Source organism: Porticoccus sp. GXU_MW_L64, from assembly GCF_052983295.1.
The window spans coordinates 327698-343718 of the sequence record NZ_JBRKJK010000001.1 but is presented as its reverse complement, the minus strand read 5'-3'; the positions used below and the strand labels follow the sequence as shown (position 1 = coordinate 343718).

The following is a 16021-nucleotide window of genomic DNA, read 5'->3' as shown; positions in this document are numbered from 1 at the left end:
ACTAAATGTACGATCTGGCTCGCAAAGCCTTATTTCTTTTACCCGCTGAAACCGCTCATGAACTGGCGCTGGATTCCATTGGTTGCGCCGAGCGCCTGGGGTTGGGCAAGTTGGCCAAGCCTCCGGTGTCGGCACCGGTCAATGTTATGGGTATCGACTTTCCCAACCCGGTAGGGCTGTCTGCCGGGCTGGACAAAAACGGCGACTATTTCAACGGTCTGGGAACCCTGGGTTTTGGCTTTGTAGAGATTGGCACTGTTACCCCGCGGCCGCAGCCGGGCAACCCCCAGCCACGGCTGTTTCGCCTGCCGGAACACAACGCCATCATCAACCGTTTGGGTTTTAACAATCTGGGGGTGGATCACCTGGTTGAACGGGTAAAATGCCGCCGTTTTACCGGGGTACTGGGTATCAATATCGGCAAAAACTTTGATACCCCTGTAGAAAAAGCAGCGGACGATTACCTGATCGGCATGGAAAAAGTGTATGCCCACGCGGACTACATTACCGTGAATATCTCCTCTCCCAACACACCGGGCTTGCGAGACTTGCAGTTCGGTGAGCAACTCAACGAACTGCTCGCCACTTTGAAACAGGCTCAGACGCGGCTGGCAGACCAATACGGTCGCTATGTCCCCCTGGCAGTGAAAATTGCCCCGGACCTGGACCAGGCGGGTGTCGATGATATCGCCCTGATACTGGTGCGGCAAAAAATCGATGGTGTGATCGCCACCAACACCACCATCTCCCGGGAAGCGGTGGCGGATTCACCATTGGCAGAAGAAGCTGGCGGCCTCAGCGGTGCGCCGGTCAGGGAAAAATCTACCAAAGTCATTGAACGGCTCAACACAGTTTTGGACGGCGCTTTGCCCATTGTTGGTGTGGGTGGCATTGGCAGTGGTGAAGACGCAGTGGAAAAGATTGAGGCGGGTGCCAGCCTGGTGCAGCTGTATACCGGGTTTATTTATCGTGGGCCGAAATTGGTAAGGGAAGCGGCGGACGCAATCGCGTCCTGTAACCGCTTCCAAAGCCTCGTTGCAGGCTCTAGTCAGGGCGTATCGCCCAAAGTGTAAAGCTTAAAATTTTAATGTGCAGTTTATAAATTAGCCGCCTTCTGGTGGCTGGTAAATGAATTGTAGCCAGACCAGTGATCTTCACGACCTTCGCGCCAACCCCGCTGCCATTCGAGGGCGTTGTAGGTGTCGGCAATATGGGGGCAGAAGGTTTTCGATTTACCGTTGTAACCGGCTTGGTAGCCCTTCAGAAAAGCACGGTGTGAAGCATCACGTTTCTGTGTTTTCATGTAGTTTGACCCTCCAGGGATTAGGGTGGAACCGCTGGAATTCGCTTTGCTGTTGTGCCAAAAGCGAGCCGCTACTACAGCAAAAAATCGGGCCCGTGTCGAAGAATATATTTTTTTGAATAAACGAATTTTTATGACCTTTTGGAATGCAAGACTGGCGTCTCGCCGGTGGTGGCAAAAATGACAAGCGAACCTTTTGAGTGGTTGGCAAGCTGTCCCAAGGGACTTGAGCAGCTGTTGGCGGGCGAGCTGAAAACCCTTGGAGCTACCGACATACGGGAGACTGTGGCCGGTGTACTGTGTCGTGCCAACCTGGAAGCAGCCTACCGCATTTGTCTGTGGTCACGGCTTGCCAACCGGTTGTTGTTGCAGCTGGGCAGCTACCCGGTTGATGACGCCGACAGCCTTTATGAAGGGGCAAAAAAAGTTGACTGGTCACGGCACTTTGGTTCTGAGGGCCAGGGTTCTGAGAGCCAGGGTTCTGAAAACAGGGGTTCTGAAAACAAGGGTTCTGAGAAAAGTGCTTCTGAAAAAACCTTTGCCGTGCGCTTTAGTGGCGGCAATAAGCAGATTACCCATACCCAGTTTGGTGCCCGACGCATCAAAGACGCCATTGTTGATCAATTCCACGAACGCGGGGACGAGCGCCCCAATGTGGATGTCAAACAGCCGGATATCTGGATACAGGCACATCTGGCATCGGGAAAGGGGAGTAAGAGCAAGCTGCACCTGGCGCTTGATTTCAGTGGTGATAGCCTCCATCGGCGCCGTTATCGGGTTATAAGCACCAGCGCGCCTCTCAAGGAAAACCTGGCTGCGGCTCTGCTGATACGGGCGCGCTGGCCACATATTGTTACCGCCGGAGGCGCGTTGATCGACCCCATGTGTGGCAGCGGCACTTTGTTGATTGAGGCGGCACTGATGGCGCGGGACGTGGCACCGGGGTTGCTGCGGGAAGAAGCGGGTGATGTTAGCGGTTTTGTGAACTGGCCCGGCCATGACCACGACCTGTGGCAACAGCTATTGGCGGAAGCGCGCCAGCGGCGCAGCGCTGGCGAACAAAAAGATATCCCCGAAATTCGCGGTTACGACCAGGATGGCCGTGCCGTAAAAGCCGCTGTTGCCAATATTGAGCAGGCGGGGGTGGATGATCTGGTGCGTGTGGTGCACAAGCCACTGGCGGAACTCAAACAGCCCACCCACAAGGTGCTCAAGCCCGGCCTGTTGATCACCAACCCTCCCTATGGTGAACGCCTGGGAGAACAAGAGGCACTGCGCGACCTCTATTATCTTCTGGGGGAGCGCTTGAAAGCTGAATTTCCCGGCTGGCAAGCGGCGGTATTTACCGGCAACCCGGAATTGGGGCCGGAAATGAACCTGCGCGCCCACAAACAATACCGCCTGTTTAACGGTGCCATAGCCAGCAAGCTACTGCTGTTTGCCGTGAATGAACAGCCTGCCGCCAGCACCGAGCCAGAGTCACTCAGCGAAGGCGCCAACATGTTCGCCAACCGGTTGCGCAAAAACCAGCGCAAGCTCAAATCCTGGCTCAAGCGGGACGATATTCACGGTTACCGCCTGTACGACGCGGATATGCCGGAGTACGCGGTGGCGCTGGATATTTACAATACGGAGCAAGGCCTTGCGGCTCATCTGCAAGAATACGACCCACCCAAAACTATCGACGAACGGGATGCCCGGCGGCGTTTGCGCGAGGCACGTCAGGGGCTTCAAGAGGTGTTGCAGCTGCCGGATGGGCAGCTGTTTTTCAAGCAGCGCAAACGGCAGAAGGGCGCGGAGCAGTACTCTAGGAAAGAGCAGCGAAAGGAGCAGCAGGGCGCTGACCCTGTGCGCGTGGTGCGAGAAGGGCAGGCTCGCCTGGAAGTGAATCTGCGGGATTATCTGGATACCGGGTTGTTTCTCGACCACCGGCCACTGCGCAAACTGGTGGCGCAAAGAGCAGCGGGCAAGTCCGTGCTCAACCTGTTTTGTTACACCGCCAGCATTACTGTTCAGGCTGCCCTGGGCGGTGCCCGCCGCAGCCTGAGTGTGGATATGTCGCAAACCTATCTGGACTGGGCCCAGCGCAACTTTGCACTGAATAATATGGATGCCAGCCGGCACCAAACAGAGCGGGCGGACTGCCTGAAATGGCTTGAGCAAGCCTCACAGGGGGAACAGCGTTTTGATCTGATCGTGCTGGACCCGCCCACCTTTTCCAATTCAAAAAAGATGGAAGGGGTATTGGATATCCAGCGGGATCACGGCCTGCTGATTCGCCAGTGCGTTCGGCTGTTGGCTCCTGGCGGTGAGTTGTACTTCTCCAACAACTTTCGGCGTTTCCAGATGGATGGCGACGTGCTGAGTTTTCTCGATACCGAAGACATAACCCGGCAGACCATCGACCCGGATTTCCAGCGCAACCCGAAAATCCACAACTGCTGGCGCATCAAACGCAAAGGTGAGTGATGGGCGGCCAGCTGATTCTGTATACCGGGCCCCAGTGTTCCCTGTGTGAAAAAGCCAAACAGGTGATCTGGCCGGTCATTGCTATCACCGGTCACACACTGGTGGAGCGGGATATTACCGATAACGTAGACTGGCTGCGTAAATACCGCATCAGTATTCCAGTGCTGGCATTGGGAGGTCGCGAACTGAACTGGCCGTTTGATCACGGAGGTCTGTATCAATGGCTGGAAGAGTGAAACAATATTCTCTCATTATCCGTAGGGTGGATTAGCGCAGCGTAATCCACCACTATGTGAGTGAGCTGGTGGATTACGCTGCGCTAATCCACCCTACAGACTATACACAAAACAAAAAAATAAATATAAAATAGGTTATTATATATAAAAACACACAATCCCAGTCGAGGGGGAGTTTATGGCCAAGCGGGTATATCTGTTCAACGAAGGCAGTAAAGACGATAAAGAACTATTGGGCGGCAAAGGTGCAAACCTGTGCGAAATGACCAACCTGGGCCTGCCAGTGCCCTACGGATTTGTTATTACCACGCCGACTTGTTGGGAGTTTTTTGAGTCCGGCAACAAGCTGCCAGCGCAGCTGGAGCAGGAATATCAGGTGGCCCTGGAACTGGTGGAGCAGGAGATGGGGGCCCGCTTTGGCGACCCGGAAAATCCGCTGTTGTTCTCGGTGCGCTCTGGTGCTGCGGTATCCATGCCGGGCATGATGAACACCATTCTCAATCTCGGCCTGAACGACGAAATCGCCGAAGGTCTGGCGAAAAAAACCAACAACCCGCGCTTTGCCTACGATTCCTACCGGCGCTTTATTCAGATGTTTGGCGATGTGGTGCTGGGGGTGGATGGCGAGCTGTTTGAACACGAAATAGAAGCCTACAAGAAGGCCCACAACAAGGCGCGGGATGTGGATATGTCCGCCGAGGACTGGCAGGCGGTGATTGCCACCTTCAAAACCATCGCCGACTTCCCCCAGGACCCACAGGAACAGCTGCGGCTGGCCATCGAAGCGGTGTTTCTTTCCTGGCATACCCCCCGGGCCCAGGTGTACAGGGAGATGAACAATATCCCCGAAGCCCTGGGTACGGCGGTCAACGTGCAGGCCATGGTGTTTGGTAACTTCGGTGACGATTCCGGTTCCGGAGTGGCCTTTACCCGCAACCCCTCTACCGGTGAAAAAGTCTTCTTTGGTGAATTTCTGTTCAATGCGGCTGGGGAAGACGTGGTGGCGGGAATACGCACTCCCGAACCCATTGACGCCTTGCAGCAACGCTTGCCGGAGGTTTACGACGAACTCTATCGCACCCAGGCATTGCTGGAGCAGCACTACCGGGATATGCAGGATATTGAGTTCACCGTTCAGCAGGGGCGTTTTTACATGCTGCAAACCCGCAGCGGCAAGCGCACTGGCCGGGCCTCCATCAAGGTGGCTGTGGATATGGTGGGCGAGGGGTTGATCAGTGAAAAAGAGGCGCTGCTGAGAGTGGCCCCGGAACATGTGGAAGCGCTGTTGCACCCCATGCTCGACCCGGCGGCAAAAACCGAGCCTGTGGCCACTGGCCTGCCCGCCAGCCCCGGTGGTGTCACCGGTCGGGTGGTGTTTTCTGCGGATGAGGCAGTGAGCACAGATGCCGCTGGTGAGCAGGTGATTCTGGTGCGCCGGGAAACCACCCCGGAAGATATTCACGGCATGAAAGTGGCGCAGGGAATTTTGACCGAGCTGGGTGGCATGACCTCACACGCGGCGGTAGTGGCCCGCGGCATGGGTGTGTGCGCTATCACCGGTTGTGGCAGCTTGACCATCGACTACCGCGCCGGCACCGCTACCACAGAATCGGGCCTGGTAATCAAACGCAACGATGTGATTACCCTGGACGGTTCCACCGGCGAAGTGATGCTGGGGGATATTGCCAAAGTGGAAGCCAGCGCCAGTGAAGATTTTCAGACCATTTTGTCCTGGGCTGACCGCTACCGTCGCCTGAAAGTGCGCGCCAATGCGGAGACCCCGGAAGACGCCGCCAAAGCGCGGGAACTGGGTGCCCAGGGCATTGGCCTGTGTCGCACCGAGCACATGTTTTTCGGGGCCGACCGCATCGACCACATGCGCGCCATGGTACTGTCGGAAACGGTAGAGGAGCGCAAACAGCATTTGGCCAAATTGCAGGAATTTCAGAAGGCGGACATGCTGGCGTTGTTCAAGGAAATGGCCGGCTTGCCGGTCACCATTCGCCTGCTGGACCCTCCGCTGCACGAATTTTTGCCCCACGATGGCGACAGCCTGGCGGGTTTGGTGGCCAGTACCGGTAAAACCGAAGAACAAATCAAGGCCATCAGCCAGCGCCTGAGTGAAGTGAACCCCATGCTGGGTTTCCGCGGTTGTCGCCTGTCGGTAGTGTTCCCGGAAATTACCGAAATGCAAATCGACGCCATCTTCTCCGCCGCCATTGACGCCGCCGGGCAGGGCTACCGCCCCATGCCGGAGATTATGATTCCCCTGGTGGTGAATGTGCGCGAGATTCGCCTGGTCACAGATATTATCGACCAGCGTATTCGACGCATGCTGGATAAACAGCGTTTCTCCATCCCCTACAAAATCGGCACCATGATGGAAACACCTCGGGCCTGTCTGGGCGCCAAGCGACTGGCTCCGGCGGTGGAATTTATGAGCTTTGGCACCAACGATCTGACCCAGATGACCTACGGCTTTTCCCGCGATGATGCCGGCACCTTTATCCCCAGTTATCTGGATAAAAAACTTATTGAGAGCGACCCTTTTGTGTCACTGGATCAGCGCGCCGTGGCCAAGCTGATGAAAATGGCCATCCGGGATTCCAAGCGCGCCAAAAAAGGCATCAAATATGGCATTTGCGGCGAACACGGGGGCGACCCGGTATCCGTACAGTTCTGCCATAAACTCGGCCTGGACTACGTTTCCTGCAGCCCGTTCCGGGTGCCCGTTGCCCGCATTGCCGCTGCCCAGGCCTGGGTAATTGAAGATGCAGAGGGTTAGCGGTGGAACAGTTTGAGCTGGAGGGGCGGGAGTTTGTTGAGTTGCACAACCTGCTCAAACTCACCGGCCTGGCCCACAGCGGCGGCACCGCCAAGTTGCTGATTGGCGATGGTCAGGTAACCGTGGATGGTGCCGTTGAATTACGCAAACGCTGTAAAATCCGCGCCGGGCAGGTGGTGAGTTTTCAGGGGCAGGATGTGCGAGTGCAGGGGTAGCTCCGCCATAGCGAAGGAACAACGCACAAGATTCTTCGCTGCGCTCAGAATGACAGTGTCAGCTGTGGTCTACGACAGCAGCTTGTCTTTCGCCTGGTTGATACGCGCAGCCAGGTAGTCATTGCCGCCACGATCCGGGTGCAGTTTTTGAATCAGTTTTTTATGGGCGCTGATAATATCTTCTTTACTGGCGCCCGGTTGCAGACCGAGGATTTCCCAGGCTTCCTGTTCGCTGATATTGCTCTGTTGTGGCGGAGCTTGTGTTGTATTTTGCGTGTCGCTGCGGCGCAGCTTGATCAACGGCAGCACCCGCAGCAGCAAACCAAACAAGCCTTTCACTACTGGCACCAGGCTGGCGAATACCACGGCGATCCAGTGCATGCGGCCGGTGATTGCCAGCACCACCAAAATTCCCAATAGCGCCCAGAAAGCGGATTTCAGCAGAAAGCCTTTGCGTTTGTCGCTGGGGCAGGTTTTGAACTTTGCCCACCAGTACCAGGCGGCAAACAGGGCAGTAATCAGCAGAAGCAAGCGGTGCATAAACTATCTCTAACGCAAAAAGGGATAGTGTACATAATTGCTTAGCTACAAACCCGATTGCGACCCTCGTTTTTAGCCCGATAAAGGGCATCGTCGGCCTGTTTGACCAGTTGCGCCATATTCTGAGTGGTTGGCTCGGCAGAGGCAACGCCAATGCTGACAGTGAGTTCCTGAGGGCAGCAGTAATTGCTGCTGACTGCACGGCGGATGCGCTCCGCAGCCTGGCAAGCGGCAGCGCGAGTGGTATTGGGTAGCAATACAGCAAATTCCTCGCCGCCATAGCGGGCCAGCAAGTCACTGTCGCGTACCACCGGAAGCATCAGTTGGGCGACGGTTTTTAATGCCTTGTCACCAATTTGATGGCCGTAGTTGTCGTTAATGTTCTTGAAATTGTCCAGGTCGAGTAACAGCACGGACAAAGGGGCTTCATAACGCTTGTAAATGGCAAACTCCCGTTTCAGCTCCTGCTCGAAAGCGCGCCGGTTTCGCAGCCCGGTCAACTCGTCGCTCAGGCTCAGCGCTTGCAGTTCGCTGTTAATCTGGCTGATGTCGTTGTGGCATCGCTGCAACAGCTGATTTTTGAGTTTCTGCCTGACCAGGGAGCGGCGCATGTCGAACAGAGAGCCAACAAAGCGACCCAGAGCCAAAAGGCTCTGCTGTTGCTCATCGCTCAGCGTCTTCGGCTGGGTGTCGAGTACACACAGGGAGCCCAGGGCATGATTGTCTTTGTTGATAATGGGCACGCCGGCATAAAAGCGAATATAGGGTGCACTGGTCACTATGCCGGCATCTTTGAATATTGGGTGTTGGTGAGTATCGTTGATTACCACCAGGTCATTCTGCAGAATCACGTGGCTGCAAATGGCCATATCCCTGGGGATGTACTCATCTTCAATGCCGAATTTGGATTTTAGCCAGCAGCGGTCAGCATCTATCAGTGCCACGCCGGAAATGGCAGTGCCGCACACTTGCGCTGCTATCTGCACAATGTCGTCGTATTCCTGCTCAGGCAATGTGTCCAGCAGCTGGTATTCCGCCAGAGACTTGATGCGCGCTTCTTCGTTTTCGGGGATAGGGTAGGTCATTAACTATTGATGCCATGGACGATTGACCCAGTATAGTCAATATTTTGACGTAATGGTTCCTTTAGTTTGTCCGGATTTGTAACAATTTGTTTATAGAGCGGTTGAGTCTTAGATAATAAGCCGTATTATCAGCCTCTTTGTTCGCCGTAGTGGAGCAGGTAGTGGATACGAAAAATATTGGATACGACAACAACGCTGCCAAAGGCGGCTGGTTCGCCCGTTTTCTCGGCGTTGTGGAGTGGCTGGGCAATCTGCTGCCACACCCGGTTAGCCTGTTCGCACTGTTTACCCTGTTTATCTACCTGCTGAGCGGCTTGCTGGGATACTTGGAAGTCTCCGTAGCTGACCCGCGCCCGCTGGGGGCGAAGGGCCGTGAGGCGGATGGTGTGATCGAGGTGATATCCCTGGTTAACGCCGAAGGCTTACAGCGGATTATGGCTGGCCTGGTGACCAACTTTACCGGCTTTGCTCCACTGGGTACGGTATTGGTGGCACTGCTGGGGGTTTCCGTGGCCGAGCATTCCGGGCTGCTGTCGGCCCTGATGCGGGGCATGGTGGTGAATGCCTCAAGGCGCACGGTAACCGTGCTGGTGGTGTTTGCCGGTATTATTTCCAACACCGCTTCCGAGCTGGGCTATGTGGTGTTAATCCCCTTGGCGGCGATGATCTTTCATTCCTTGGGGCGTCACCCACTGGCGGGTTTGGCGGCGGCCTTTGCCGGTGTGTCCGGTGGTTACAGCGCCAACTTGTTGCTGGGTACCATAGACCCGCTGCTGTCTGGTATTACCGAAGCCGCCGCTCATATGATCGACCCCGGTTATGTAGTGGGCCCGGAAATGAACTGGTTTTTTATGGTGATCAGTACTTTTCTGATTACCGGCCTGGGGGCATTTGTCACTGAAAAAATTGTTGAACCACGGCTGGGTGTTTACGACCCGAAAGAGGCGACCATCAACCTCGGGGAACAAAAAATCGAGTCGCTGACCAGTACAGAGAAAAAAGGCCTGAAGGCTGCTGCCGTTACCTCCTTGGTGTTTTTCGGTTTGATGGCATTAACCATTGTTCCAGAAAATGGCATTTTGCGTAATGCAGAAACCGGCGGAGTGGCCGGGTCGCCTTTTCTCAAGGGTATTGTGGTTATGATTTTCTTCGGCTTTGCGCTGCCGGGCTTCGCCTACGGCAAGGTCGCAGGCACCATGAAAAACGACCGCGATGTCATCGATGCCATGGCGAAAAGCATGGGCAGCCTCAAGCTCTATATCGTGCTGGTGTTTTTTGCCGCTCAATTTGTTGCTTTTTTCAAGTGGACAAACCTGGGTACGGTACTGGCAGTAAAAGGAGCATCAGCACTGCAAGCCATGGGGCTGGATGGCCCGGAAGTGTTTATCTTCTTTATTATGATGTGCGCGTTGGTCAACCTGTCACTGGGCAGTGCCTCGGCGCAATGGGCCGTTACCGCACCGATTTTTGTGCCCATGTTGATGCTGGTGGGCTTTGCCCCGGAAACCATTCAGGCGGCGTACCGCATAGGTGATTCAGTCACTAATATCATTACCCCGATGATGAGCTACTTTGGTCTGATTTTGGCTATCGCCACGCAGTACAAAAAGAATCTGGGCATGGGCACACTGATCGCCACCATGCTGCCATATTCCATGGTGTTTTTTGTGGGTTGGACACTGTTGTTTTATCTGTGGGTGTTTGTGTTTGGCATGCCTGTCGGCCCTGGGGCAGAGACGTATTATCAGCCATGATTACCTCTGTCGGTTTTTTCTGTTGACAGCGTTAGGCATCAATGAGTAGCATCAAGAAATGAAAAATTCACGCGTCATTTCAATACTACTTTCCCTACAGCTTATGTTGATGAAGCTGGGGGCGTTGATGCGTATGTGATTTAAAAGCGTTTTTATAAAGCCCCTGTAGCTTCGGTTGCGGGGGCTTTTTTTATGGGGTTTATTTTTGTTTTAACAATGAAAAAGTAAGGAATAATCACAATGGAAATTACAATCAGGCATTGCGAAACAAGGGATGCTTTAGCCATTAAAAATATATTGGAACAACCGTCATGTTACGCTGAAACGCTACAGCTTCCTTATCCTTCTTTTGAAAAAAGTGAGAAAATGCTAACGGACACTTCCGATGATTTTTATAGCCTGGTTGCAGAAATAGAAGGGAAAGTCGCAGGCCATATAGGGCTGAGTGTTTGCCCAAGGCCCAGGCGAAAACATGTGGGCAATATCGGTATTGTTGTGAGTGAATGCCACAGAAAATCCGGTGTTGGCAGTGCGCTGTTACAAGCTGTTATTGATTTGTCTGAAAAGTGGCTGGCTATTAAACGCATTGAGCTGGAGGTATACACCGATAACAAACCGGCTATTGCGCTGTATAAAAAATACGGTTTTATCGTTGAGGGCAGTGCAAAAGCGTATGCCTTTCGCAATGGCCGGTACACGGACGTCTACCGAATGGCCAGGGTACTCGTGTAATGCCTCCTATGCCGTAAAATAAAAAGCCCCGGCAGAATAATCTGCCGGGGCTTCTTCGTCTTACGTTTTACATCTCTCGTCTCACATCCTACGCCACTTCCACAATCTGCTCCGCAGCAATCAACTTGCCTTGCTCCGCGCCTTTCTGGAACGACTCAATCTGGTCGAAGTTCATATAGCGGTAAATGTCATCCGCCATGGAGTCGATGTCGCCGGCGTATTGCAGGTATTCCTGCGGGGTGGGCAGTTTGCCCAGTACCGCGCCGATGGCCGCAAGTTCCGCACTGGTGAGATAGACGTTGGCACCGTCGCCCAAACGGTTGGGGAAGTTGCGGGTGGAGGTGGACAATACGGTGCAGTTGGGTGCCACCCGCGCCTGGTTGCCCATACACAGGGAGCAGCCGGGCATTTCGGTGCGCGCACCAACGCGGCCATAAATGTTGTAGTAGCCTTCTTCCATCAGGGTGTGCGCGTCCATTTTGGTGGGCGGGCACAGCCACAGGCGGGTGGATATGCCACCGCCGGCGTGCTGCTCAAGCAGTTTGCCGGCAGCGCGGAAGTGACCGATGTTGGTCATGCAGGAGCCGATAAACACTTCGTCCACTTTGTCGCCAGCCACTTCGCTGAGCAGGCGGGCGTCGTCCGGATCGTTGGGGGCGCAGACGATGGGCTCGGTGACTTCTGCCAGATCAATTTCGATCACTGCAGCGTATTCTGCATCGGCGTCCGCTTCCATCAGGCTGGGGTTGGCCAGCCAGTCTTCCATTTTGCGAACCCGGCGCTCCAGGGTGCGCACATCGCCGTAGCCTTCGGCGATCATCCAGCGCATCAGGGTGACGTTGGAGCGCAGGTATTCGGCAATTTCATCGATGTTCTGCTTGATGGTACAACCGGCGGCAGAGCGCTCGGCAGACGCATCGGACAACTCAAATGCCTGTTCCACGGTGAGGCCATTAAGACCTTCGATTTCCAGAATGCGGCCGGAGAAAATGTTCTTTTTACCTTTTTTCTCCACCGTCAGCAGGCCCTGCTGAATGGCGTAGTAGGGAATGGCGTGTACCAGGTCGCGCAGGGTAATGCCCGGTTGCATGTCGCCTTTAAAGCGCACCAGTACGGATTCCGGCATATCCAGTGGCATAACCCCGGTGGCGGCGGCAAAAGCCACCAGGCCGGAACCGGCGGGGAAGGAGATGCCCATGGGGAAGCGGGTGTGGGAGTCACCGCCGGTGCCGACAGTATCCGGCAGCAGCATGCGGTTGAGCCAGCTGTGAATAATGCCATCGCCCGGGCGCAGGGATACGCCGCCACGGTTCATAATAAAGTCCGGCAGGTTGTGCTGGGTGTCGATGTCCACGGGCTTGGGGTAAGCGGCAGTGTGGCAGAATGACTGCATGGTGAGGTCGGCGGAAAAGCCCAGGCAGGCCAGGTCTTTCAGCTCGTCGCGGGTCATGGGGCCGGTGGTATCCTGCGAGCCCACGGTGGTCATCTTGGGTTCGCAGTAGGTACCGGGGCGGATGCCTTCCACGCCGCAGGCTTTGCCCACCATTTTTTGCGCCAGGGTGTAGCCCTTGCCGCTGTCTACCGGGGCGGTGGGCTTGCGGAACAGATCGGACTCCCCCAGCCCCAGAGATTCCCGGGCGCGGGCGGTGAGGCCACGGCCAATAATCAGGTTGATGCGGCCACCGGCTTGTACTTCGTCCAGCAGCACATCGGATTTCAGCTCAAATTCGGACAGCACTTCGCCGCTTTCGTTGAGAATTTTGCCGTCGTAGGGGCGAATTTCGATCACATCGCCCATACCCAGTTGGTCTACTGGTGCTTCGAATACCAGGGCGCCAGCGTCTTCCATGGTGTTGTAGAAAATCGGCGCCACTTTGCCGCCAATGCAGATGCCGCCACCGCGCTTGTTGGGCACGCCGGGCAGATCGTCACCAAAGAACCACAATACCGAGTTGGTAGCGGATTTGCGTGAGGAGCCGGTGCCCACCACGTCGCCCACAAAGGCCACCTGATGGCCCTGGGCCCTGATTTCGTCGATCTGCTTCATGGGGCCGGTGACGCCGTGTTCTTCCGGGGTCAGACCATCGCGGGTCATTTTGAAGGCGGCGCGGGCGTGCAGGGGAATGTCCGGGCGGCTCCAGGCGTCTGGGGCAGGGGACAGGTCGTCGGTGTTGATTTCGCCGGTTACCTTGAATACCGCTACCTTGATGCTTTCAGCCACTTTGTCCTGGCTGGTAAACCACTCGGCATCCGCCCAGCTTTGCATCACCGCTTTGGCCTGTTGGTTGCCTGCCTTGGCTTTTTCTTCCACATCGTGGAAGGCGTCGAACATCAGCAGGGTTTTCTTCAGTTGAGTGGCGGCCAGTTCCGCCAGCTCGGTGTTGTCCAGCAGTTCCACCAGAGTGGCAATGTTGTAGCCACCGAGCATCATGCCCAGCAGTTCCACAGCTTTGGCTGCATCAATCAGGGGGGAGCTGGTCTCGCCTTTGGCGACCGCCGACAAAAAGCCGGCTTTTACGTAAGCGGCTTCGTCCACGCCGGGGGGAACGCGGTTGGTGATCAGGTCGACAAGAAATTCTTCCTCGCCTGCGGGCGGTTTTTTTAGCAATTCCACCAGGTCGGAAACCTGTTCCGGACTGAGAGGTTTGGCGGGAATGTCGAGCGTGGCGCGTTCAGCGGCATGTTGGCGATAGGCTTCAAGCACTGTGAGCTTCCTTTGTAGGGTGGATTGACGGCCGCAAATTCTACTAAAAACTGGCTTTTGTTAATAGAGGGTTTAGCCATAGGTATAAGGGATATAAACACAGATTATACCCCTGCCTGAGCTGCGATTAACTGGTGGCGGAATTAATCATTGCGTGCATTGTCCACCTATGAGCCAATTGTTCACAATAGAGGAGGTTTTTATGTTCAAACTGTACGGCTTGCCCATCAGCAACTACTACAACATGGTGAAACTGGCTCTGCTGGAAAAGGGCCTTGAGTTTGAAGAACAGGAGGCGGTGCCCAGCCAGCAAGAGGAACTGTTGACTCAGAGCCCACGGGGGAAAATTCCCTTCCTGGAAACGGAACAGGGTTTTCTCAGTGAAACCATCACCATTATTGAGTACCTGGAAGATCTGTACCCGGAGCCGCCGCTGTATCCGCTGGACCCATACCAGTCCGGCAAAGTCAGGCAACTGATTCAAATGCTGGAGCAGTATGTGGAGCTGCCCGCCCGCCGCCTGTTAAGCCATGTGATTTTTGATGGTGAACTGACCGAACAAACCCGGAAAGAAGCGCTGAACAGCATCGAACTGGGCATTCCCGCCGTACAGCGGGTGGCCCGCTTTGACCCGTACATTGCCGGTGACGCTTTTACCGCCGCCGATATTTTTGCCTACTACACCGGCATGCTGGCGGGCTTGTTGACTGAAAAGGTCTACGGTGAAAACCTGATACTGCAATTATCGGGCTATTCCGAATGGCAGGCCATGATTGCCCAGCGGCCACTGGTGCAACAGGTGGATACTGCACACCAGGCGGCGATGATGGAGTTCTTGGCTAATAAATAGTTACGAGCAGATCTGTCATTCTGAGCGTAAGCGAAGGATCCCGGTGTTGAGGTGTGGTTTGAGATCCTTCGCTGCGCTCAGTGATGACGGCACAGCTCACAGCCCGTTGCCAGCAACTCGCAGCTCTATGTACACTGCGGGCTTTATTTTTAGCCGCTATCTGTGCCAATAACCGCCATGACTGACCTCGATGTACTGCTCGACTTCCTGCCCTGCGAAACCCCCGATGCCTGGATAGAAGCCGCCCTGCAAAACCCCCATATTCTGCTGATTGACCACGCCAACTGCGAGCTGAAAGCGGCGCAGTCCGCTCAGGCATTGATCTGGAAGTACGGCAGTTCCCCCGCGGAAGGTTTTGCGCCGAAAAAAGGCCATTACGTGGCCAGCTTTGAACTGCTGAACAAGATGTCAAAACTGGCCCGGGAGGAGCTGCGCCATTTTGAGCAGGTGCTGGCGATTATGAAAGACCGCCAGGTGCCGTATATCCAGTTGTCGGCGGCGCGCTATGCCGCAGAGTTGCGCAAGTTGGTGCGCAGCCAGGAACCGGGCAAGTTGGTGGATACGTTGATTGTTGGTGCCTTTATCGAAGCCCGCTCCTGCGAGCGCTTTGCAAAGCTGGCACCGCATCTGGACCCGGAGCTGGAAAAATTCTACAACTCCCTGCTGAAATCCGAAGCCCGCCACTTTAAGGATTATCTGGGGTTGGCGGCCAAGGTTGCGGAAGCGGATATCCATGAGCATATCCAACGGGTGAGGGACTGTGAGCAGGGCTTGATTGAACGCCCGGACAGTGAGTTTCGCTTTCACTCCGGGCCGGTGGCCGCTTGATAAGCCGGCGGGAAAAATGGCTGATCCGCTGCCTGCTGGTAGTGGCGACCTTACTGTTCGTTACCGGATTGGTCATGCCCATCGCCACCATTGAGCAATTTTTTATCTTTGACAGCACTTTCTCGGTATTTTCCGGCTTGGCTGAATTGCTGGCGGGCAACCAGTTTCTGTTGTTTGCGCTGGTGTGTGGCTTTAGCGTGGTGCTGCCCATTGTGAAAATTGTGGTGATGGCACGGGTGGCGTTTTCCGGACACCTGCAAGGCAAGTCATTGCGGCGCTGGATAGAGTGGATACACCACTACGGTCGCTGGTCCATGTTGGATGTGTTTGTGGTGGCCATGCTGGTGGTGGCGATAAAGCTGGCTGCTATCGCGGATATTCAAACTCACTTGGGGCTGTACCTGTTTGTGGCAGGAATACTTTTGATTATGGGAGTAACAGCCAGGATCACTCGCTGGTAACAGGGAACCTGCGGGTTGCCTTGCAATCATACTAACGCCCCCAATCATTAAATAACTCA

14 protein-coding genes are annotated in these 16021 nt (G+C 55.1%); 10 read left to right on the top strand and 4 right to left on the bottom strand.

Annotated features, from left to right (window positions below; all coding sequences use genetic code 11):
- Nucleotides 1–5: 5 nt before the first annotated feature.
- Nucleotides 6–1073: a quinone-dependent dihydroorotate dehydrogenase gene (locus tag ACVBEJ_RS01565; protein WP_447127829.1), complete on the top strand. Its 1068-nt coding sequence runs from the start codon at nucleotides 6–8 to the stop codon at nucleotides 1071–1073.
- A gap of 23 nt (nucleotides 1074–1096) precedes the next feature.
- Here ACVBEJ_RS01565 and rmf read toward each other — a convergent pair whose 3' ends face one another.
- Nucleotides 1097–1303, bottom strand: a complete 207-nt coding sequence (gene rmf, locus ACVBEJ_RS01560) for a ribosome modulation factor (protein WP_447127828.1) — start codon at nucleotides 1301–1303, stop codon at nucleotides 1097–1099.
- A gap of 180 nt (nucleotides 1304–1483) precedes the next feature.
- On the opposite strand from rmf, the gene rlmKL reads away from it, so the two are divergent.
- The 4 genes from rlmKL to ACVBEJ_RS01540 all read left to right on the top strand — a co-directional run bounded on the left by rlmKL (nucleotide 1484) and on the right by ACVBEJ_RS01540 (nucleotide 7008).
- Nucleotides 1484–3772 (top strand): bifunctional 23S rRNA (guanine(2069)-N(7))-methyltransferase RlmK/23S rRNA (guanine(2445)-N(2))-methyltransferase RlmL, encoded by a 2289-nt coding sequence (rlmKL, locus tag ACVBEJ_RS01555; RefSeq protein ID WP_447127827.1) that lies wholly within the window; start codon nucleotides 1484–1486, stop codon nucleotides 3770–3772.
- Nucleotides 3772–4008, top strand: a complete 237-nt coding sequence (locus ACVBEJ_RS01550) for a glutaredoxin family protein (protein WP_447127897.1) — start codon at nucleotides 3772–3774, stop codon at nucleotides 4006–4008. The genes rlmKL and ACVBEJ_RS01550 overlap by 1 nt, the downstream gene beginning before the upstream one ends.
- A gap of 178 nt (nucleotides 4009–4186) precedes the next feature.
- Entirely contained in the window at nucleotides 4187–6793 is a 2607-nt protein-coding gene (gene ppdK / locus ACVBEJ_RS01545; protein ID WP_447127826.1) for a pyruvate, phosphate dikinase, read from the top strand.
- A 2-nt stretch (nucleotides 6794–6795) separates the two neighbouring features.
- Nucleotides 6796–7008: an RNA-binding S4 domain-containing protein gene (locus ACVBEJ_RS01540; protein WP_447127825.1), complete on the top strand. Its 213-nt coding sequence runs from the start codon at nucleotides 6796–6798 to the stop codon at nucleotides 7006–7008.
- A 69-nt stretch (nucleotides 7009–7077) separates the two neighbouring features.
- Here the strand turns inward: ACVBEJ_RS01540 and ACVBEJ_RS01535 are convergent, their stop codons facing one another.
- Both ACVBEJ_RS01535 and ACVBEJ_RS01530 read right to left on the bottom strand, forming a co-directional pair.
- On the bottom strand, nucleotides 7078–7548 hold the full coding sequence (locus ACVBEJ_RS01535; protein WP_447127824.1) for a J domain-containing protein: 471 nt from the start codon (nucleotides 7546–7548) through the stop codon (nucleotides 7078–7080).
- A 41-nt stretch (nucleotides 7549–7589) separates the two neighbouring features.
- Complete coding sequence (locus ACVBEJ_RS01530; protein WP_447127823.1) at nucleotides 7590–8633, bottom strand: sensor domain-containing diguanylate cyclase; 1044 nt, start codon at nucleotides 8631–8633, stop codon at nucleotides 7590–7592.
- 161 nt (nucleotides 8634–8794) lie between these two features.
- Between ACVBEJ_RS01530 and ACVBEJ_RS01525 the strand changes: the two genes are divergently transcribed.
- Entirely contained in the window at nucleotides 8795–10387 is a 1593-nt protein-coding gene (locus tag ACVBEJ_RS01525; RefSeq protein ID WP_447127822.1) for an AbgT family transporter, read from the top strand.
- Between the two features lie 240 nt (nucleotides 10388–10627).
- Nucleotides 10628–11119, top strand: coding sequence for a GNAT family N-acetyltransferase (locus ACVBEJ_RS01520; protein ID WP_447127821.1), 492 nt, complete (start codon nucleotides 10628–10630; stop codon nucleotides 11117–11119).
- Nucleotides 11120–11207: 88 nt separating this feature from the next.
- On the opposite strand, the gene acnB is transcribed toward ACVBEJ_RS01520, so the two are convergent.
- Entirely contained in the window at nucleotides 11208–13823 is a 2616-nt protein-coding gene (acnB, locus tag ACVBEJ_RS01515) for a bifunctional aconitate hydratase 2/2-methylisocitrate dehydratase (protein ID WP_447127820.1), read from the bottom strand.
- 202 nt (nucleotides 13824–14025) lie between these two features.
- On the opposite strand from acnB, the gene ACVBEJ_RS01510 reads away from it, so the two are divergent.
- The 3 genes from ACVBEJ_RS01510 (at nucleotide 14026) to ACVBEJ_RS01500 (ending at nucleotide 15962) form a co-directional block, all read left to right on the top strand.
- Entirely contained in the window at nucleotides 14026–14673 is a 648-nt protein-coding gene (locus ACVBEJ_RS01510) for a glutathione S-transferase family protein (protein WP_447127819.1), read from the top strand.
- 177 nt (nucleotides 14674–14850) lie between these two features.
- Nucleotides 14851–15501: a tRNA isopentenyl-2-thiomethyl-A-37 hydroxylase MiaE gene (gene miaE / locus ACVBEJ_RS01505; protein ID WP_447127818.1), complete on the top strand. Its 651-nt coding sequence runs from the start codon at nucleotides 14851–14853 to the stop codon at nucleotides 15499–15501.
- Complete coding sequence (locus ACVBEJ_RS01500; protein ID WP_447127817.1) at nucleotides 15498–15962, top strand: paraquat-inducible protein A; 465 nt, start codon at nucleotides 15498–15500, stop codon at nucleotides 15960–15962. The genes miaE and ACVBEJ_RS01500 overlap by 4 nt, the downstream gene beginning before the upstream one ends.
- Nucleotides 15963–16021: the final 59 nt, after the last annotated feature.

What these genes read in the sequence shown, in the direction of transcription:
- rlmKL (WP_447127827.1), top strand. Translation starts at nt 1,484, where the DNA reads ATGACAAGCGAACCTTTTGAGTGGTTGGCAAGCTGTCCCAAGGGACTT.
- ACVBEJ_RS01550 (WP_447127897.1), top strand. Translation starts at nt 3,772, where the DNA reads ATGGGCGGCCAGCTGATTCTGTATACCGGGCCCCAGTGTTCCCTGTGT.
- ACVBEJ_RS01565 (WP_447127829.1), top strand. Translation starts at nt 6, where the DNA reads ATGTACGATCTGGCTCGCAAAGCCTTATTTCTTTTACCCGCTGAAACC.
- ACVBEJ_RS01510 (WP_447127819.1), top strand. Translation starts at nt 14,026, where the DNA reads ATGTTCAAACTGTACGGCTTGCCCATCAGCAACTACTACAACATGGTG.
- miaE (WP_447127818.1), top strand. Translation starts at nt 14,851, where the DNA reads ATGACTGACCTCGATGTACTGCTCGACTTCCTGCCCTGCGAAACCCCC.
- ACVBEJ_RS01530 (WP_447127823.1), bottom strand. Translation starts at nt 8,633, where the DNA reads ATGACCTACCCTATCCCCGAAAACGAAGAAGCGCGCATCAAGTCTCTG.
- ACVBEJ_RS01520 (WP_447127821.1), top strand. Translation starts at nt 10,628, where the DNA reads ATGGAAATTACAATCAGGCATTGCGAAACAAGGGATGCTTTAGCCATT.
- ppdK (WP_447127826.1), top strand. Translation starts at nt 4,187, where the DNA reads ATGGCCAAGCGGGTATATCTGTTCAACGAAGGCAGTAAAGACGATAAA.
- ACVBEJ_RS01535 (WP_447127824.1), bottom strand. Translation starts at nt 7,548, where the DNA reads ATGCACCGCTTGCTTCTGCTGATTACTGCCCTGTTTGCCGCCTGGTAC.
- rmf (WP_447127828.1), bottom strand. Translation starts at nt 1,303, where the DNA reads ATGAAAACACAGAAACGTGATGCTTCACACCGTGCTTTTCTGAAGGGC.